Raw genomic sequence first — 15,902 nt, 5'->3', positions numbered from 1 at the left:
CACCCTATGACGGTTGCAGGACAAAACCAAGGAGCACGTCATGGGCTTTCTCTCCGACGCTATCAACCGCATCAAGCCCTCTCCGACGGTCGCCATGACGGGGCGTGTGGCTGAACTGAAGGCGCAGGGTCGCGATATTATCGGACTTTCGGCGGGCGAGCCTGATTTCGACACCCCGGAAAACATCCGCGATGCGGCGAAAGCTGCCATCGACGCCGGTCATACGCGATACACCGCCGTCGATGGCATGGCAGAGCTGAAACGCGCGATTTCAGCGAAATTCGCGCGAGAGAACGGGCTGGAATACACCACCGACGAAATCACCGTGGCATCGGGCGGCAAGCAGATCCTTTTCAATGCCTTGCTGGCGACATTGAACCCCGGCGATCAGGTCATCATTCCGGCACCCTACTGGGTCAGCTACCCTGATATCGTCGGGCTTGCCGGTGGTGAACCGGTCATCCTGCCATGTCCTGCGGAAAATGGCTTTCGGCTTGACCCCGAAGCACTGCGCGCCGCGATTACGCCCCAGACCAAATGGTTGATCCTGAACTCTCCTTCCAACCCGACTGGCGCTGCGTATTCGGCGGCAGAAATGAAAGCGCTGACCGATGTCCTGCTGGATTTTCCCGATGTCTGGGTACTGGCCGACGACATTTACGAGCATCTCGTTTTCGATGGCTTCACCTTCGTTACCCCTGCCGAGGTAGAGCCGCGCCTCAAGGATCGCACGCTGACCATGAACGGTGTCAGCAAGGCCTATGCCATGACCGGCTGGCGGATCGGATATGGCGCGGGCCCGAAACCGCTGATCAAGGCGATGGCTAAGCTGCAATCGCAATCCACCTCAAACCCCTGCACGATCAGCCAATATGCCGCGCTTGAAGCGTTGGAGGGGCCGCAGGATTATATCGAAATGTCGCGCGAAGCCTTCCAGCGTCGCCGCGATCTGGTGGTGAATGGGTTGAACGACTGCCCCGGAATTGAATGCCCGATGCCGCAGGGGGCCTTTTATGTTTATCCGTCAATCGAAGGCCTGATCGGCAAGGTCTCCGCTGCTGGCACTGAAATCCGCGATGATGAGGCATTTGCCAATGCGCTTCTGGACGAAACCGGGGTCGCAATCGTGTTCGGCGCCGCTTTCGGTCTGTCACCGCATTTCCGCGTCAGCTACGCCGCAAGCGATGAGACCCTGACGGAGGCAATTCGACGCATCCGATCCTTCTGCGACGGCTGTCAGGAACCCTGATCCGGCTGACACGTTTTCTTGCCAGACAAAGCAAGGAGCAGTCATGCTTGAACATAATGCACTCGTTGTCGTTGCTGATGGTCATCACGCCATTCTGTATCGCAACACCGCCAAGCAAGGTATCGAACTGACAGAGGTGCAGCGCCTGACGCCGAGCAACCTTTCCGATGAAGGCGAAGGCCATGCCCCACATGAGCGTTCGCCGAAGGATGAGGATGAGGCAACCTTTGCCAAGCAATTGGCCGAGCGGCTGAATGGTATTGTCCTGCGCCACAAAGCGGATGAGGTCGCGATTGTCGCCGATCCATCGACGCTGGGGACGTTGCGCAAACACTACCACAAAGAGCTTGAGGGCAAGCTGAAGAAAGAGCTCGCCAAGGATTTGACGAAATCGTCGGCTGCAGAGGTCGCGAAAGCGCTGTCCTGAGCGAATTTACCAAAACATCACGGCCCGCGCGACAGGGGTTCGCACGGGCCGCTTTGCTGTTCACAATCCCCATAGGCGCGGGAATTCATCGTGAACATGGTGATGGTCAAGGCTTCGCCCGTTGCTTCGCGTGGGTCGCATGGCTGCGCCTCCGTCCAAGCCAATATCCTGCCTGAGTTGCTCGGGCACATCAGCGATTGATCTGCGCATGGCGGCGCGGTGATGGCGCTTTTCGTGCCAGTTGGCAACACGCTGAAACAGGCGCGCGAGGTTTGATTGCATACATGCCACGTTGGGCAGCTCGATCGGGGTCATGGTCATCTCGTCTCTCCCTTTCATGGCGACGCATTGTTCCAACCCCATAAAGCGACCTTGTGTCACCTGGGGCGCCGGAACGGGCGTCTGCTTCAGAATTCCGCAGGGATTCGCTTTTAGGGCTATTCCTGCTTCTCTCGATGGAATCAGAATGCTATTTAAACGGTCGGAACACCAACAAAACGACCGCAAGATCACATAAGGACAGCTTATGGAACTGCCGCCACTCGCCGCTTTACGTGTGTTCGACGCCGCCAGCCGCCAGCTGAGCTTTACGCGGGCGGCGGAAACGCTGGGGATGACGCAAGCCGCCGTCAGCTATCAGATAAAACTGCTGGAGGAACGGCTGGGTGGGCAATTGTTCCTGCGCAATCCAAAGGGGCTGGAACTGACGACGCTTGGCAAGCGCTTTGCGGGACCGACAACCGATGCGTTCGATTTGCTGCGAGAGGCTTTCTCGGCAACCGAAGGTCAGCAGGAAACGCTGTCGATTTCGACCATGACGACCATTTCAAGCAACTGGCTCGTGCATCGCCTCGGCCGGTTTCAGTTGCAGCAGCCGAACCTCGCCGTGCGGCTGGAGACTGACGATAAAGTCGTGGATTTCGCGCGGCAGGATGTCGATGTTGCCTTGCGCCACGGCGCAGGCGAATGGGATGGCCTCGTCTCGCATTTCCTGTTTCATTCCGATGTAACGCCGATGCTGTCACCTGCGCTGCTGCAAAAACATGGTGCCGTTACCAAACCAGAGGATATTATCGACCTGCCCTGGCTCAACAACAGCTACAGGGGTTGGGATGGGTGGCTGACAATGAATGGCGTGCCCGAACTATCTTGCAAAAAAGACCGCCGTTTCGAGATCGAGGCACAATCGCATCTTGGCCGGGCAGCACTTGCCGGCGAAGGCGTTGCCATGCTGAACCCTCGTTTCTTCCGCTTTGAATTAGCGACAGGATCACTTGTGCAGCCTTTCAAAGACTGCTGGCGATCCACAAACAGTTATTGGCTGGTTTTCCCTCATGCCCGCAGAAACCGCCCGGCCATCAAGGCATTTCTGCGCTTCCTGCAAAGCGAAATCGAGGCGGAAGAGATTGAACTTGCCGCATAAGCGGGCCTACTTGTCGTGCTTGGCGTTCTTGCCGATTACCGGCGCCGTCCGATCACCCTTCTCATCGGGTTTCACACCGAGGTGACAGGGTATCTTGAAACGGCGGTTCTTTTCAGCCCGCCGCTTCGACCAGCGATCAAGCCAGGACGCAAAGCGCCCCGGCTTGCGATCAGAGTGCGGTCCAGCCGCCATCAACACTGATCGTCGTGCCGGTGATCTGGTCAGCCGCCGGGCTGCACAGGAAGATTGCCGTCCCGCCCATCTGTTCAACCGTTGCGAAGTCGCCGGATGGTTGGCGCGCAAGCATGACGTTCTTGATCACGTCCTCGCGATTCATATTGTGGGTCTTCATCTGATCGGGGATCTGCTTTTCCACGATCGGTGTCAGCACATAGCCGGGGCAAATTGCGTTGCAGGTGATCCCCTTGCCCGCCTCTTCCAGTGCCGTCACCTTGGTCAGCCCGACAACGCCGTGCTTCGCCGCAACATAGGCAGACTTATAGGGGCTGGCCGTCAGACCATGAGCGGATGCGATATTGATCACCCGGCCCCACCCCTTTTTCTGCATGGCAGGCAATGCGGCCGCCGTGCAGTGAAAAGCAGAAGACATGTTGATCGCGATAATTGCATCCCATTTCTCGGTCGGGAATTCCGCGATGGGCGCGACGTGCTGGATTCCGGCATTGTTGATCAGGATATCGCAGGCACCGGCCTTTTCGATCAGCGCGCGACATTCCTCGGGCTTCGACATATCCGCCTGGATATAGCGAACGTCAGTACCGAACTCCTTGGACATATCCTCGGCCAGTTTATGGTCGGTCTCATCATCGGTATAGCTGTTCAGCACGACGCTTGCGCCCGCCTTCGCCAACTCTCGCGCAATGCCCAGACCGATGCCGGAGTTCGATCCGGTCACGACTGCGGATTTGCCTTTCAGAACATTCTCGAACATGGACTACTCCATCGGTTTGTGTCGCATGATGTCTACGCCCGCCAACTGCGAACCACAACCGGCCCGCAAAACCTAAGCTGGTTGCGGCCCCGAGGAATTCGTCAGTTCGAACCTGCTGCCGGGATGAAGCGCAAACACTACCGTAACGACCCTGTCGCGATCCCATGTCCGTCTTTTTAGCTTCAGGCACGGCGCACCCGGCTGAATTTGCAGCGACAATGCCTCACTTTGACTGGGCAAAACGGCCTCGATACTGACATCGGCGCGTGTAATCGGCGCGACCGTCGCAAGATAGGCATTGGCGGTCTGCTGGCTGAAATCCTGTGACAAATAGTCTGGGCCAACGTCAGGATTTACGAAGCGGTCTTCGATCTGGATCGGGATACCATCCTCATAGTGCACCATCGTAGAGTGAAACAATGCGCCACTGCCGGACCATCCGAACCATTCCTGCAGGCTGCTTGTCGCCTGACATTCCTCCAGCAGATCAACCCGAACTGTGTGGACATGTCCGCGTTCTGCGATTTCGTCGGCGATATTGCGAACCTCAAGCAGGGTAGAGCTGGGCTTCGGCTCTGCCACGAACGATCCGACGCCGTGAACCCTGACAATTCGCCCTGACGCCGCCAGCTCTCGCAAGGCCCTGTTCGCCGTCATGCGGCTGACGCCAAGCTCTGCCACGATCTCATTTTCGGACGGCACTCGATCATTCGGCCCCAGAACGCCGCGCCGGATCTGTTCTTCCAAATGCTGCTTAACCGCCTCGTAAAGCGGCATGGCCTTCGACAGCGCCGATGGGTCGAGAACGGCATTTCTCTGCTTCAATTCTGGCCCCCGTCAAAAAAACTGTTGAAAGCTTAGGGAGAATAGGTTCCATATACAAGTATATAAGACCAGAGGAATCAATGGAATCACGCATCTTCACTAGACAGGCCTTGCTGCCCGGCGGCTGGGAAAGCGATGTGACGATCCATGTCGATTCATCCGGCAATATCAGCGCGATCGAAACCGATAGCAGCCCGGACGGCGCTGAACTGGCGGCAGGACCGTTGGTGCCGACGATGACCAACCTGCATTCCCACGCGTTCCAACGCGCTATGGCCGGATTGGCCGAAGTTGCGGGACCAAGTGGCGACAGCTTCTGGACGTGGCGCGAACAGATGTATCGTTGTGTCACCACGATGACGCCTGACGACATCGAAACAGTCGCCACAATGTTGCAGATCGAGTTGCTGAAAGGTGGCTTCGGCCATGTGGCAGAGTTCCACTATCAGCATCATGGTCCGCAAGGGCAGCACTATGACGACCCTGCAGAGGCTTCGCTGCGGCACTTTGCGGCTGCCGAGCAAAGCGGAATCGGCCTGACATTGCTGCCGGTTTTCTATGCGCATTCCGACTTCGGGGGCCAGGCACCGACAGAAGGGCAGCGTCCGTTCCTGCACGACACAGACGACTACCTGTCGCTTCTCGACCGTGTTCGGGCCGAAGCGGCAAAGCGCGGGCAGGCTTGCGGCTGTGCGATTCACTCGCTTCGCGCGGCCACACCACAGCAGATCGACCAGATCATTGGCAACCTGCCAAATCCGGGCCCGATCCACATCCATATCGCAGAGCAGATGAAAGAGGTTGAGGCCAGCCTGAAATGGTCTGGCCGCCGCCCGGTTGAATGGCTGCTGGACGAACAGCCCGTGGATAAGAGCTGGTGCCTCATCCACGCCACGCATCTGAGCACCGATGAAACGCGCCGCATCGCTTCGTCGGGCGCAGTCGTCGGGCTTTGCCCGATGACCGAAGCAAATCTTGGTGACGGCATTTTCCCGGCCCGCGACTTTCAGCAAGCGGGCGGCGCCTTCGGGATCGGAACGGACAGCCACGTATCGGTTTCCGTCGCGGAAGAACTGCGCATGCTGGAATACAGCCAGCGTCTGCGCGATCAGGCCCGCAACTGTCTTGCGGGCTCAGAGGGCCGATCCACGGGACGCAGCCTTTTTGAGGGTGCGCTAGCGGGCGGCCATCGCGCGGCGGGTGTCGGTTCAGGTCATATTGCGGTTGGTGCTCCGGCAAGCTGGGTTGTGCTTGATGACAAAAACCCCTTCATCGCAACCGCTGCGCAAGACCAGCTTCTTGACCGCTGGATCTTCGCGCTCGGCGACAGCGCGATCCGTGATGTCTATGTGTGGGGACGGAAGGTTATCAATAACCGCCACCATCCGCTTGATGACGAAATTGCGCCGCGCTTCGCCGGGGTTCTGCGCAAGATCTCAACCTGATTCAGCAGAGGGAGTTTGAGGCAAGCTGATGAAAACACTATTCAAGAATGCCCGCCTTGCGACGATGCACCCCGATGCAGATGGTCTTGGCATCATAGAGAATGGCGCCATTCTCATCGACGGTGGCAGCATTGCGCAGGTTGGCCATGCCGAAGATGTGGCGACCAATGCGGATAAAGTCATCGACTGTGAGGGCCGCTGGATCACCCCTGCGCCGATCGACTGTCACACGCACCTTGTCTATGGCGGCAATCGCGCCCGAGAGTTTGAGATGCGCCTTGCCGGGGCAAGCTATGAGGAGATTGCACGAAGCGGCGGCGGCATCGTGTCCAGCGTGCGCGATACGCGCGATGCCGGTGAGGACGCACTTCTTGCGGCAGCCCTGCCCCGTTTGGACGCGCTGATCCGCGAAGGTGTCGGCACAGTAGAGGTCAAGTCAGGCTATGGCCTGTCGGTCGAGGCAGAGCTGAAGATGCTTTGCGTGGCTCGAAAGCTCGGCGAAGAACGCAGGGTGCGCATCGTCACCAGCTATCTGGGCGCGCACGCGCTCCCGCCGGAATACAAGGGCCGGCACGATGACTACGTCACCGATGTGGTCCTGCCGGGGCTGGAAGCTGCCCATTCAGAAGGACTCGTCGACGCGGTGGACGGGTTCTGCGAAGGCATCGCTTTCTCTCCCGCACAGATCGCGCGCGTTTTCGACAAAGCGCGGGAACTGGGCCTTCCTGTTAAACTTCACGCTGAACAGTTGTCCAATCTGGGGGGCGCCAGACTAGCCGCGGAATACGGCGCGCTGTCGGCCGATCATCTTGAATATGCCGCGCTGAACGACGCGCAGGCGATGGCGCGGGCAGGCAGCGTCGCGGTCATGCTGCCCGGTGCATTCTACTTTCTGCGGGAAACGCAGAAGCCACCTGTCGACGCTTTCCGGCAGGCTGGTACGGCAATGGCGGTTGCGACAGACAGCAATCCCGGAACCTCGCCACTGACCTCTCTGCTGCTGTCGATGAACATGGCCGCCACCTTGTTTGGCCTGACGGTCGAGGAATGCCTGCTGGGCACGACCCGCAACGCCGCAAAGGCGCTTGGCCTGTCCGACACAGGCACTCTTGCCCCCGGCAAACGCGCCGATCTTGCCATCTGGAATATCGAGACGCCTGCCGAACTGGTCTATCGCATCGGCTTCAACCCGCTTCACCGCCGCATCTGGAACGGCGAGATCACCTGACAGGAGTTCACATGACCGATCCGCGTCACAACACCCGCGACATCTACCCACCGACCGGCACAACGCTGAATGCCAAAAGCTGGCAGACAGAGGCTCCGCTGCGGATGATGATGAACAACCTGCACCCAGACGTTGCCGAGAACCCGCATGAGCTGGTCGTCTATGGCGGTATTGGTCGGGCAGCGCGGACATGGGACGATTTCGACGCCATCGTTGACGGGCTCAAGGAGCTGGAGGCCGATGAAACCCTGATCGTGCAGTCCGGCAAGCCAATCGCCATCATCCGCACCCATACCGACGCGCCGCGCGTGCTGATCGCCAATTCCAACCTTGTTCCGCATTGGGCCAATTGGGATCACTTCAGCGAATTGGACCGCAAAGGCCTGATGATGTACGGCCAGATGACGGCAGGCTCTTGGATCTATATCGGCACGCAGGGGATCGTTCAGGGTACCTATGAAACCTTTGCCGAAGCTGGGCGGCAGCACTATGACGGCGACCTGACGGGTAAATGGATTCTGACTGCAGGACTTGGCGGCATGGGCGGTGCACAGCCCCTAGCCGCAGTGATGGCGGGGGCCTGCTGTCTGGCCGTAGAGTGCGATGAAACCCGCGCGGATTTCCGTATTCGCACCCGTTATTGTGATGAAAAGGTGCACAACCTTGATGATGCGCTTGCCCTGATTGACCGCTGGACAAAGGACGGAGAGGCAAAGTCCGTTGCCCTGATCGGAAACGCTGCCGAGGTCTTTCCCGAAATCCTGCGCCGGATGAAAGCGGGTGAGCCGATGCCGAACGGCCGCCCTGATATTGTGACCGACCAGACATCGGCCCATGATCCGGTACATGGCTATCTGCCCAAGGGCTGGTCCGTGGCGGAATGGCGTGCCAAGCAGGAAACCGCCCCGAAAGAAGTGGAGGCCGCAGCACGCGCCGCGATGAAGGAACACGTCGCGGCAATGGTCGGCTTCTGGAACGCGGGTGTGCCGACGCTGGATTACGGCAACAATATCCGGCAGGTCGCCAAGGAAGAAGGGCTGGAGAACGCCTTTGCCTTTCCCGGCTTTGTTCCCGCATATATCCGCCCGCTGTTCTGCAAGGGCATCGGCCCGTTCCGTTGGGCGGCGCTGTCCGGCGACCCGGAGGATATCTATAAAACCGATCAGGCGATGAAAGAGCTGTTCCCGGAAAACGAACATCTTCACCGCTGGCTGGACATGGCGCGGGAACGGATCGCCTTTCAGGGTCTGCCTGCGCGGATCTGCTGGATCGGGCTGGGTGACCGCCATCGTGCCGGGTTGAAGTTCAACGAAATGGTCGCCTCGGGCGAGTTGAAGGCGCCGGTGGTGATCGGTCGGGACCACCTGGATTCGGGTTCGGTCGCCTCGCCAAATCGCGAGACAGAGGCGATGAAGGATGGCTCTGACGCGGTATCCGACTGGCCGTTGCTGAACGCTCTTGTGAATACCGCATCCGGCGCGACATGGGTCAGCCTGCATCACGGCGGCGGCGTCGGCATGGGCTTTTCGCAACATGCCGGTGTGGTGATCTGCGCCGATGGAACGCCGGAGGCCGCAAAACGGCTGGAACGGGTTTTGTGGAATGACCCGGCATCTGGCGTCTGGCGCCACGCTGATGCCGGCTATCAGGAGGCCATCGACTGCGCCCGTCAGAATGGGTTGCGGCTTCCCCGGATATTGGGAAGTTGACCGGACTGACAAAGGTGTACCGGGCGGCAGACAGGCGCTTCACGGCATGGAAGAACGGCGGTGGAAAGACGGCAGAGGTCGTCTGCCATCCGCCTGGTGCTGGTTTCGACGATTTCGATTGGCGGATCAGCACGGCGCGGGTCGACCGCTCGGGGCCGTTTTCGGCGCTGCCCGGCGTCGATCGGTGTCTGACGGTGGTCTGCGGTGGAAGTCTGGTGCTTGATGCAGCAGGCGGGTCGGTCAGGCTCGATGCGTCCTCTGCGCCATTTCGGTTCAGCGGCGATGATGGCTGTCACTGCACGTTGATCGGCCCGCCGGTCATGAATCTGAATGTCATGGTTCGCGCGCCGTTTCGCTGTGTGGTTCGTCGTGGAAGCCTCGAAAACAGCAATAGGCGTCCAACCGATCTCGACTTTATCTTCGCGACCCGTGATCTGCCGCAAATCGGCCTGTGCGCGCATGATCTGGCCAGATTGACAGGCGCGAAGGCACTGCCGGACGACATCGCTGATGCGATTTTCATCCGCATTCAGGGCTGAGACATCACCGGCCAGTCATCACAGAATAAAGCTGAGGATTGCCACCCAAATCGACAGCGCCAAACCGATGACCACCACATAAGGTCCGTTCCAGACAAGCCCGGCGCGGCGTGCAGACACCTGCCCCAGAGAGCCAAGCAGCAGCACCGATGCCGTAAAGGGTGAGGTCGCGCCGCTCAGCGCCCATCCCGCTGTAATCGCTGCCACGACAACGCTTGGCGAGACCCCCATCGCCTCGGGCGTCGGCAACAAAGGAATGATCAACGACACAGCGAGGATCGGATTCATGCCGATCTGGCCCGCCAGAACGATAATCCAGATCAGCGGGATCAGGATGCCCAATGCAGGAACGACCGACAGATCAACACCCCATGACCGGACCAGCGGCACCAACAGGAATGATCCCAGACTACCAATAAAGGCTGCCATGAACAGCAAGGCAATCTCGCCGCGATAAGCCGGCGCCTCGACAAACAGATACTGCTTGACCCGCGTCCCGACATAGTCACGAGCAGACAGCCCTTGCCCCACAGCCTGCAACCAGACCCAGATCAGCGCGACAACTGGGATAAGAGACATGACCGCGCCGATCACCTCTACCCCGGTGGTGAAATGCAGCAGGGCCGTACCACCGACAACGGCGGTCAACAGCAAAAGAAGGGGGCGAAGATTGCGCCACCAGCTTCCGGTTTCTACCGCACGCGGCGGCGGCGGATGCGACAGCTTCGGCTTGAAGATCGTGTCCAGTGCCCAGCCGCCAAACAGCAGCAGCGCCGCGCTGACCAGACAGGGGAGGACCGCCCTGTTCCAGCTTGCGCCGGGAACAAGCGCCACGCTGATGACCATTGCAAAGGCCATCGGCGACCAGGTCAGGGTAGAGATGAACCCGCGCTGTATCGCGACAAGCATACGGCGTGTCCGGTGATAGCGGATCTCGGGATCGGGTTCCTTCGCCGTGCTTTCGGTCGCCAGTGAGCCCAACAGGGCGATTGATCCGTATAGCAGGATCAACCCGAACAGGTGCCCGCCGACAGTCAGCGCCAGATATCGCAGCCCCGGCGGCTGCCGGGCCAGAAAGCGCCCGCATTCGATGATGTCCCGAGACCCCGCCGCAGCACTGCGCAATGTACTGAGCGCAGTAAAAACACCCACCACAAGACTGCCGCTGAGTACAGCACGGCCAACGCCGCTGGACCAACCTTCGCGGGTTGCGGCCGCAAGCAATGTCAGCAGGACCCCGATCGCGATGAAAATGTAATGTGTCGGCTTCAGGCGCGACGCACTCATAGCGATGGCGAGGATGGACAGCACTCCTGCGATCCACGCGAATAGCACCGCGCCGCCATATTCCAGCACGGACATTGCGAAAATGACGCCCAGAAGCGGAAGGCCGATAAGTTCTGCCGTCTTTGCGCCTGATGTCATGTGAACGTCCCGAATGGGTTAAATCCGCACAGCGGATGCAGCCTTTTCTTCGCGATAAGGCAGGCGGCGTCAATCGGATGCTACATTGGCGCTCGCCTGCGTGACATTCATGCCAGTCCCGAATGCGTTATGGCTGGACCATGGCTGCATTCCACTCCGCCAGCAAGCCGGCCCGCCGCAACTGATCGCCATACACCAGAAGCCCCGCGTCAAGCCTGACCGGCCGCAAATGAACCGATGGCGCCGCCCCCGTACCCGGTATCAGCGCCACACCGGCATTCGCCGCGATGATTTCCTGCGCGTCCGGGCTTAGCAGGAATGACAGAAGCTCCGTCGCGCGCGCGGGGTCGGGCGCATTGACCGGCACAAGCGCTGATCGAAGTATGGCGAAGGTATAATCTTCAAGGACCAGCCGGATCAGGTCCGGATCGTCAGGGGCATAGCGCGCGGCATAGCTGGCAACGACGTTATATGCGATTGTGATGCGGCCCGCGCGAAGGTCGTCGATCATCTGACCAGAGCAGCAATAGAGCCGCGCATTCAATCGGCCCATCACCTCTGCCAAGCGCCAGAAGCCTTCTGACTGGCCGCTGTCCTGAGAAATCAGGAAATAACCAACGCCGGAGGTTTGCGGGTCATAGGTGGCGACGCGACCTTCGAACCTGTCAGGGTTCTCTCGCAGCATCGCGATCAGATCCCTGCGGGTACGAGGGGGCGCCAAATCGCCCAGACCACTTCGCGATGCAAGGGCCAGTACGGGCTCAAGCGCCACGCCAAAAAGCTGATCTCGCCAGCGGGCCCAGTCAGGCAGATCATGCAGATCGGGCGAAACGGAGGCCGCGAACCCATCATTTGCCAGCTTCATCTGAAGATCCATCGCAGAGGACATGACCAGATCAAAAGCGGCACGTTCATCACGCACGGCGCGAAACACCTCGACGCTTGAGGCCTGAACATAGCTGATCCGGGTGTCGGGGTTGGCGGCAACGAATGCGTCCAGCACGGCCTCGATTGCGGGCAGGTCAGTGGTCGAGATAACGGAAATCTCGGCACCTTCCGGATTACCGAATATCCGCTCCTCTTCTATCTCGAACGCCGGGGCGGGCGATGCCAGACCTAGGAAGAGGCCAATGGCAAGGACAAGGTCGCGCATGTGCCTTTCTCCTCTCCGGGTGTCAGGGTGAAGCGACCGCCATGAGCAAGTGCTGCCTCTTCCACGATGGTCAGGCCCAAACCCGATCCTACAACATCGGCGACATTGCTGCCGCGCTGAAAGCGTCCAAGAAGGTGCTTGTCATCCTGAACAAGGCCCCTGCCCTCATCCATGACCGTCAATTTAGCCTGTCCGTCGACCTGCCGCAGGTGAACCTGAATCCGCCCCTCATCATGGGAATATTTCAGCGCATTATCCAGTATATTGCGCAATGCGACCTCCAGCATCCGGCTATCGCCCGGCACCACACATGGTGCGCTCAGACCCTGTGGCACGATTTCCACCTCTCGCATTTCGGCCAAAGGCTCGACAGAGCGCAGCACCGTCGAGGCAAGCGCGGCCAGATCGACCGGCGCCGGTTCGAACTGTTCGCTGCGGTACAGCACCGTCGCGTGGTCCAGAATCTGGCTGGCAGAGCGGCTGCTTTCGCTGATCGCACGCAACATCCGCCGCAGGCGTGCCCGCGTCTCATCCTCACTGGTTTCAGAGAGGGCGATTTCGGCCTCAACCTTGACCAGTGACAAGGGTGTGCGGATGCGATGGGCAGCTTCGAAAATGAAGGTTTCCGTCAGCTGCAACGTCGCGCGAAGCCGCGCGATGAAACCGTTCAGCGCACCAACCAACGGCAACAGCTCCCTCGGCGCGGGATGGCGCACCGGTCTGAGGTCCTGTGGCCCACGTCGCGTGACAGCACCTGTCAGCAGATCGACCGGCCCGATCACGGCACGCGCGGCAAGCAACGCCATCGGCACCACCAGCAACAGGAACCCAAAGCCGACCCACGCAGCGCTGCGGGCGGTTTCACGCGCGATAGCAGCCTGACCGTTGCGGGTCTGGCCCAGAACGACCGTCACCTCTTGCATGGCATCGTCCAGCAGCACCCGCCGCGTCACCGCCGCCAGACGCAGGGCGCTGTCATTGTATTCGCCATTGTAGAAGATGGGGGACAAATCCGTCGGCTGCTCTGGCGGCGGTGGAAGGTCCTCATAACCGGAAACCAGCCGTCGCCCCAGACTGAGGCTGTAAAAGATACGCTCATTCCCCATCGCGCCCAGCATGGAAAACGCGGCATAGGGCAAATCGAATTCCAGACCATCCTCGACAGGACGGATGCCGTCGCTGACCGAAATCACCGCTGCCCCCAGAACCGCATCCTGACTGGCGCGGGACGCACGTTCCGCCACAAGCCGCACCGCGAAGAACAGCACGATGACCAGCACGACCGACAGCGCGACGAACTGCCAGACAAGCCTGCGCCGAAGCGAGAAGCCGGCCGGATTTGCGGCAATCGGCGTCCTCATTCCGGAATCAGGCGATAGCCGACGCCGCGCAGGGTCTCCAGCCGCGCGCCGGATCCTTCCAGCTTGCGGCGCAGCCTGCCGATATAGACTTCGATGGCATTGTCGCTGACTTCCTCGTCGAAAGAGAACAGTCTGTCGATCAGATGTGGCTTTGAATAGGTCTGACCGGGACGCGATAAAAGGATTTCCAGCAGGCGGAGTTCGCGGGCGCGCAATTCCCTGACCTCATCGCCAACCGTCAGCGTCGCGGCAAGCGCGTCGAAGGTGAATCCGGCAAAGTGCCGGCGGCTGTCGGCGGCACCGGCATGACGGCGCAGAACGGCGCGGCAACGGGCCTGCAATTCGGCAAAGTCGAAAGGCTTGGTGATATAATCATCGGCCCCCCGGTCAAGCGTGCTGATCCGGTCGCTGACCGAAGCACTGGCTGTCATCATGATCACAGGCGTATCTCGCCGCGCCATCCGCTCTCGCGCCAGAAAATCGCGGCCATCGCCGTCTGGCAAGGAAATGTCCAGCAATATCAGGTCGTATGGCGCGCTTTCCAGAAATTCCGCTGCTTCCGACAATGTCGCGGCCCGGTCCACCCCGTGCCCGTCAAGGGCCAGCCGCATCGCGACTGCTTTGGCCAATTCGTCGCTATCTTCAACCAGCAGGAATCTCATCTGCTCAACTTTTTGTCATTCCGTGACAGGTTGGTGTCAGTTTTTCATCAAATTTTAATCGTCGCAAGTCCGCGCACACTGCGCATTCAATGGGAGGACAAGATGAAAAACTGGACTCGTGCAGCAGTTGCTGCGCTGATCATGGGTACGGCGGCACCGGCAATGGCCGAAGAATGCATCGCGCCGGCCAATCCCGGCGGTGGCTGGGACTTCACCTGCCGCCAGATCGGCAGAATCATGACCGATCTCGGCCTGGTGCCCAATATGGTGCAGGTCACCAACGTCACCGGCGCAGGGGGCGGCGTTGCCTTCGCGCAGGTTGTCGCTGATCGCAACGAAGACCCCACCGTCTTTGTCGCTGCAAGTTCCGCAACGACAACCCGCCTGGCAGAGAACGCTTTTGCGGGTGCTACAGCAGATCAGGTTCGCTGGGTCGGCGCTATCGGCGGTGATCCGGGCGTTATCGTTGTCGGCAAGGACAGCGAATATCAGAGTCTGACCGACCTGATCGACGCGGTGAAGGCAGATCCGAACGCGGTTGCTTTTGCTGGTGGCTCTGCGGTGGGTGGTTTTGACCATCTCAAGGTGCTGATGATGCTGGACAAGGCAGGCTTCGGTGATGCCCGCGCTGTCAAGTATATCGGGCTCGACGGCGGTGCCGATGCCATTACCCAAACAGTCGGCGGCTTTGCGCAGGCGATGACAGGCGATTTGTCCGAAATCACCGGCTTTATCAAATCCGGTGACGTCCGCGCGCTTGCTGTGCTGTCGGATGAACGGATCGAAGGTTTCGAGGACGTGCCAACCGCCAAGGAACAGGGCGTCGACATCACCGCAATGAACTGGCGCGGAATCTACGTTCCCAAAGGCATCAGCGATGAGGACTACGACAAGTGGGTCGACTGGCTGAAACAGGTCGGCGAAAGCGAGCAGTGGCAGCAGACCATGGTCGAAAACGGCCTTGCGCCGTACAATGTCTATGGCGCTGACTTCGAAGCCTTCGTCGCCGAGAACGTCGCCGAAATTCAGGAAATCGCCAAAGAAATCGGGTTGCTGCAATGATACGCGGCGACCGTATCTTCGGAGCGGTCATGATTGTCATCGCGTTGGGGTATATCCTCAGCGCGTTTGGCATTCAGACCAGCTTCATGTCTGACCCTGTCGGCCCGCGCCTGTTCCCTTATATGATCGCGACGGTGATGATTGTCAGCTCGCTGGTCATGATCCTGCGCCCCGACCCAGAGGCGGAATGGCCGACAGGTCCGATGCTGGCGCAGCTTGGAATCGCGCTTGTTGTGCTGATCGCCTATGCCTACGCGATTTCGCCTCTTGGATTCATCATTCCGACGGCAATCGCATCGGGGATTCTCAGCTGGCAGATCGGTGGCAAACCGCTGCGTGCGGCCATTACGGGTGTCGGTCTTGGGATCGGCCTTTGGGTCATGTTCCGCCTGGTGCTTGGACTTAGCCTGCGCGGGCTTCCCGTCGGATGGGGGATGTAGAA

General features: G+C 59.8%; 15 protein-coding genes. 9 read left to right on the top strand and 6 right to left on the bottom strand.

What is annotated here, in order from left to right; all coding sequences use genetic code 11:
• Positions 1-40: 40 nt before the first annotated feature.
• The 3 genes from PAF20_RS02575 (at position 41) to PAF20_RS02565 (ending at position 3,099) form a co-directional block, all read left to right on the top strand.
• Complete coding sequence (locus PAF20_RS02575) at positions 41-1,249, top strand: pyridoxal phosphate-dependent aminotransferase (protein WP_271072195.1); 1,209 nt, start codon at positions 41-43, stop codon at positions 1,247-1,249.
• Positions 1,250-1,292: 43 nt separating this feature from the next.
• Complete coding sequence (locus PAF20_RS02570; protein ID WP_271072194.1) at positions 1,293-1,676, top strand: host attachment family protein; 384 nt, start codon at positions 1,293-1,295, stop codon at positions 1,674-1,676.
• A 526-nt stretch (positions 1,677-2,202) separates the two neighbouring features.
• On the top strand, positions 2,203-3,099 hold the full coding sequence (locus PAF20_RS02565) for a LysR substrate-binding domain-containing protein (RefSeq protein WP_271072193.1): 897 nt from the start codon (positions 2,203-2,205) through the stop codon (positions 3,097-3,099).
• A gap of 169 nt (positions 3,100-3,268) precedes the next feature.
• On the opposite strand, the gene PAF20_RS02560 is transcribed toward PAF20_RS02565, so the two are convergent.
• Together PAF20_RS02560 and hutC are read right to left on the bottom strand one after the other, a co-directional pair.
• Entirely contained in the window at positions 3,269-4,051 is a 783-nt protein-coding gene (locus PAF20_RS02560; protein WP_271072192.1) for a 3-hydroxybutyrate dehydrogenase, read from the bottom strand.
• Between the two features lie 72 nt (positions 4,052-4,123).
• Positions 4,124-4,876: a histidine utilization transcriptional repressor HutC gene (gene hutC / locus PAF20_RS02555; RefSeq protein WP_271072191.1), complete on the bottom strand. Its 753-nt coding sequence runs from the start codon at positions 4,874-4,876 to the stop codon at positions 4,124-4,126.
• 80 nt (positions 4,877-4,956) lie between these two features.
• On the opposite strand from hutC, the gene hutF reads away from it, so the two are divergent.
• The 4 genes from hutF to PAF20_RS02535 are packed head-to-tail and all read left to right on the top strand — an operon-like array spanning position 4,957 to position 9,797.
• Complete coding sequence (gene hutF, locus PAF20_RS02550; protein WP_271072190.1) at positions 4,957-6,321, top strand: formimidoylglutamate deiminase; 1,365 nt, start codon at positions 4,957-4,959, stop codon at positions 6,319-6,321.
• A gap of 28 nt (positions 6,322-6,349) precedes the next feature.
• Positions 6,350-7,549 carry an imidazolonepropionase gene (hutI, locus tag PAF20_RS02545; RefSeq protein WP_271072189.1) on the top strand — a complete coding sequence of 400 codons (1,200 nt, stop codon included), beginning with the start codon at positions 6,350-6,352 and terminating at the stop codon, positions 7,547-7,549.
• A gap of 11 nt (positions 7,550-7,560) precedes the next feature.
• Positions 7,561-9,258 (top strand): urocanate hydratase, encoded by a 1,698-nt coding sequence (hutU, locus tag PAF20_RS02540; protein WP_271072188.1) that lies wholly within the window; start codon positions 7,561-7,563, stop codon positions 9,256-9,258.
• Positions 9,255-9,797, top strand: coding sequence for a HutD/Ves family protein (locus tag PAF20_RS02535; RefSeq protein WP_271072187.1), 543 nt, complete (start codon positions 9,255-9,257; stop codon positions 9,795-9,797). The genes hutU and PAF20_RS02535 overlap by 4 nt, the downstream gene beginning before the upstream one ends.
• Positions 9,798-9,815: 18 nt before the next feature.
• Here the strand turns inward: PAF20_RS02535 and PAF20_RS02530 are convergent, their stop codons facing one another.
• The 4 genes from PAF20_RS02530 to PAF20_RS02515 all read right to left on the bottom strand — a co-directional run bounded on the left by PAF20_RS02530 (position 9,816) and on the right by PAF20_RS02515 (position 14,398).
• Positions 9,816-11,222, bottom strand: a complete 1,407-nt coding sequence (locus PAF20_RS02530) for a hypothetical protein (protein ID WP_271072186.1) — start codon at positions 11,220-11,222, stop codon at positions 9,816-9,818.
• A gap of 127 nt (positions 11,223-11,349) precedes the next feature.
• Entirely contained in the window at positions 11,350-12,375 is a 1,026-nt protein-coding gene (locus tag PAF20_RS02525) for an ABC transporter substrate-binding protein (RefSeq protein ID WP_271072185.1), read from the bottom strand.
• Positions 12,339-13,736 carry a sensor histidine kinase gene (locus PAF20_RS02520; protein WP_271072184.1) on the bottom strand — a complete coding sequence of 466 codons (1,398 nt, stop codon included), beginning with the start codon at positions 13,734-13,736 and terminating at the stop codon, positions 12,339-12,341. The genes PAF20_RS02525 and PAF20_RS02520 overlap by 37 nt, the downstream gene beginning before the upstream one ends.
• Positions 13,733-14,398, bottom strand: a complete 666-nt coding sequence (locus PAF20_RS02515; protein ID WP_271072183.1) for a response regulator — start codon at positions 14,396-14,398, stop codon at positions 13,733-13,735. The genes PAF20_RS02520 and PAF20_RS02515 overlap by 4 nt, the downstream gene beginning before the upstream one ends.
• Before the next feature lie 102 nt (positions 14,399-14,500).
• On the opposite strand from PAF20_RS02515, the gene PAF20_RS02510 reads away from it, so the two are divergent.
• Positions 14,501-15,460, top strand: coding sequence for a Bug family tripartite tricarboxylate transporter substrate binding protein (locus PAF20_RS02510; RefSeq protein ID WP_271072182.1), 960 nt, complete (start codon positions 14,501-14,503; stop codon positions 15,458-15,460).
• A complete protein-coding gene (locus PAF20_RS02505; RefSeq protein WP_271072181.1) occupies positions 15,457-15,900 on the top strand; it encodes a tripartite tricarboxylate transporter TctB family protein in 444 nt (147 codons plus the stop codon). Before PAF20_RS02510 ends, PAF20_RS02505 begins: the two co-directional genes overlap by 4 nt.
• The last annotated feature ends 2 nt before the right edge of the window (positions 15,901-15,902 follow it).

This window comes from Paracoccus albus, from assembly GCF_027913035.1.
GTDB lineage: Bacteria > Pseudomonadota > Alphaproteobacteria > Rhodobacterales > Rhodobacteraceae > Paracoccus > Paracoccus albus.
This window is presented reverse-complemented; position numbering and strand designations above follow the sequence as displayed.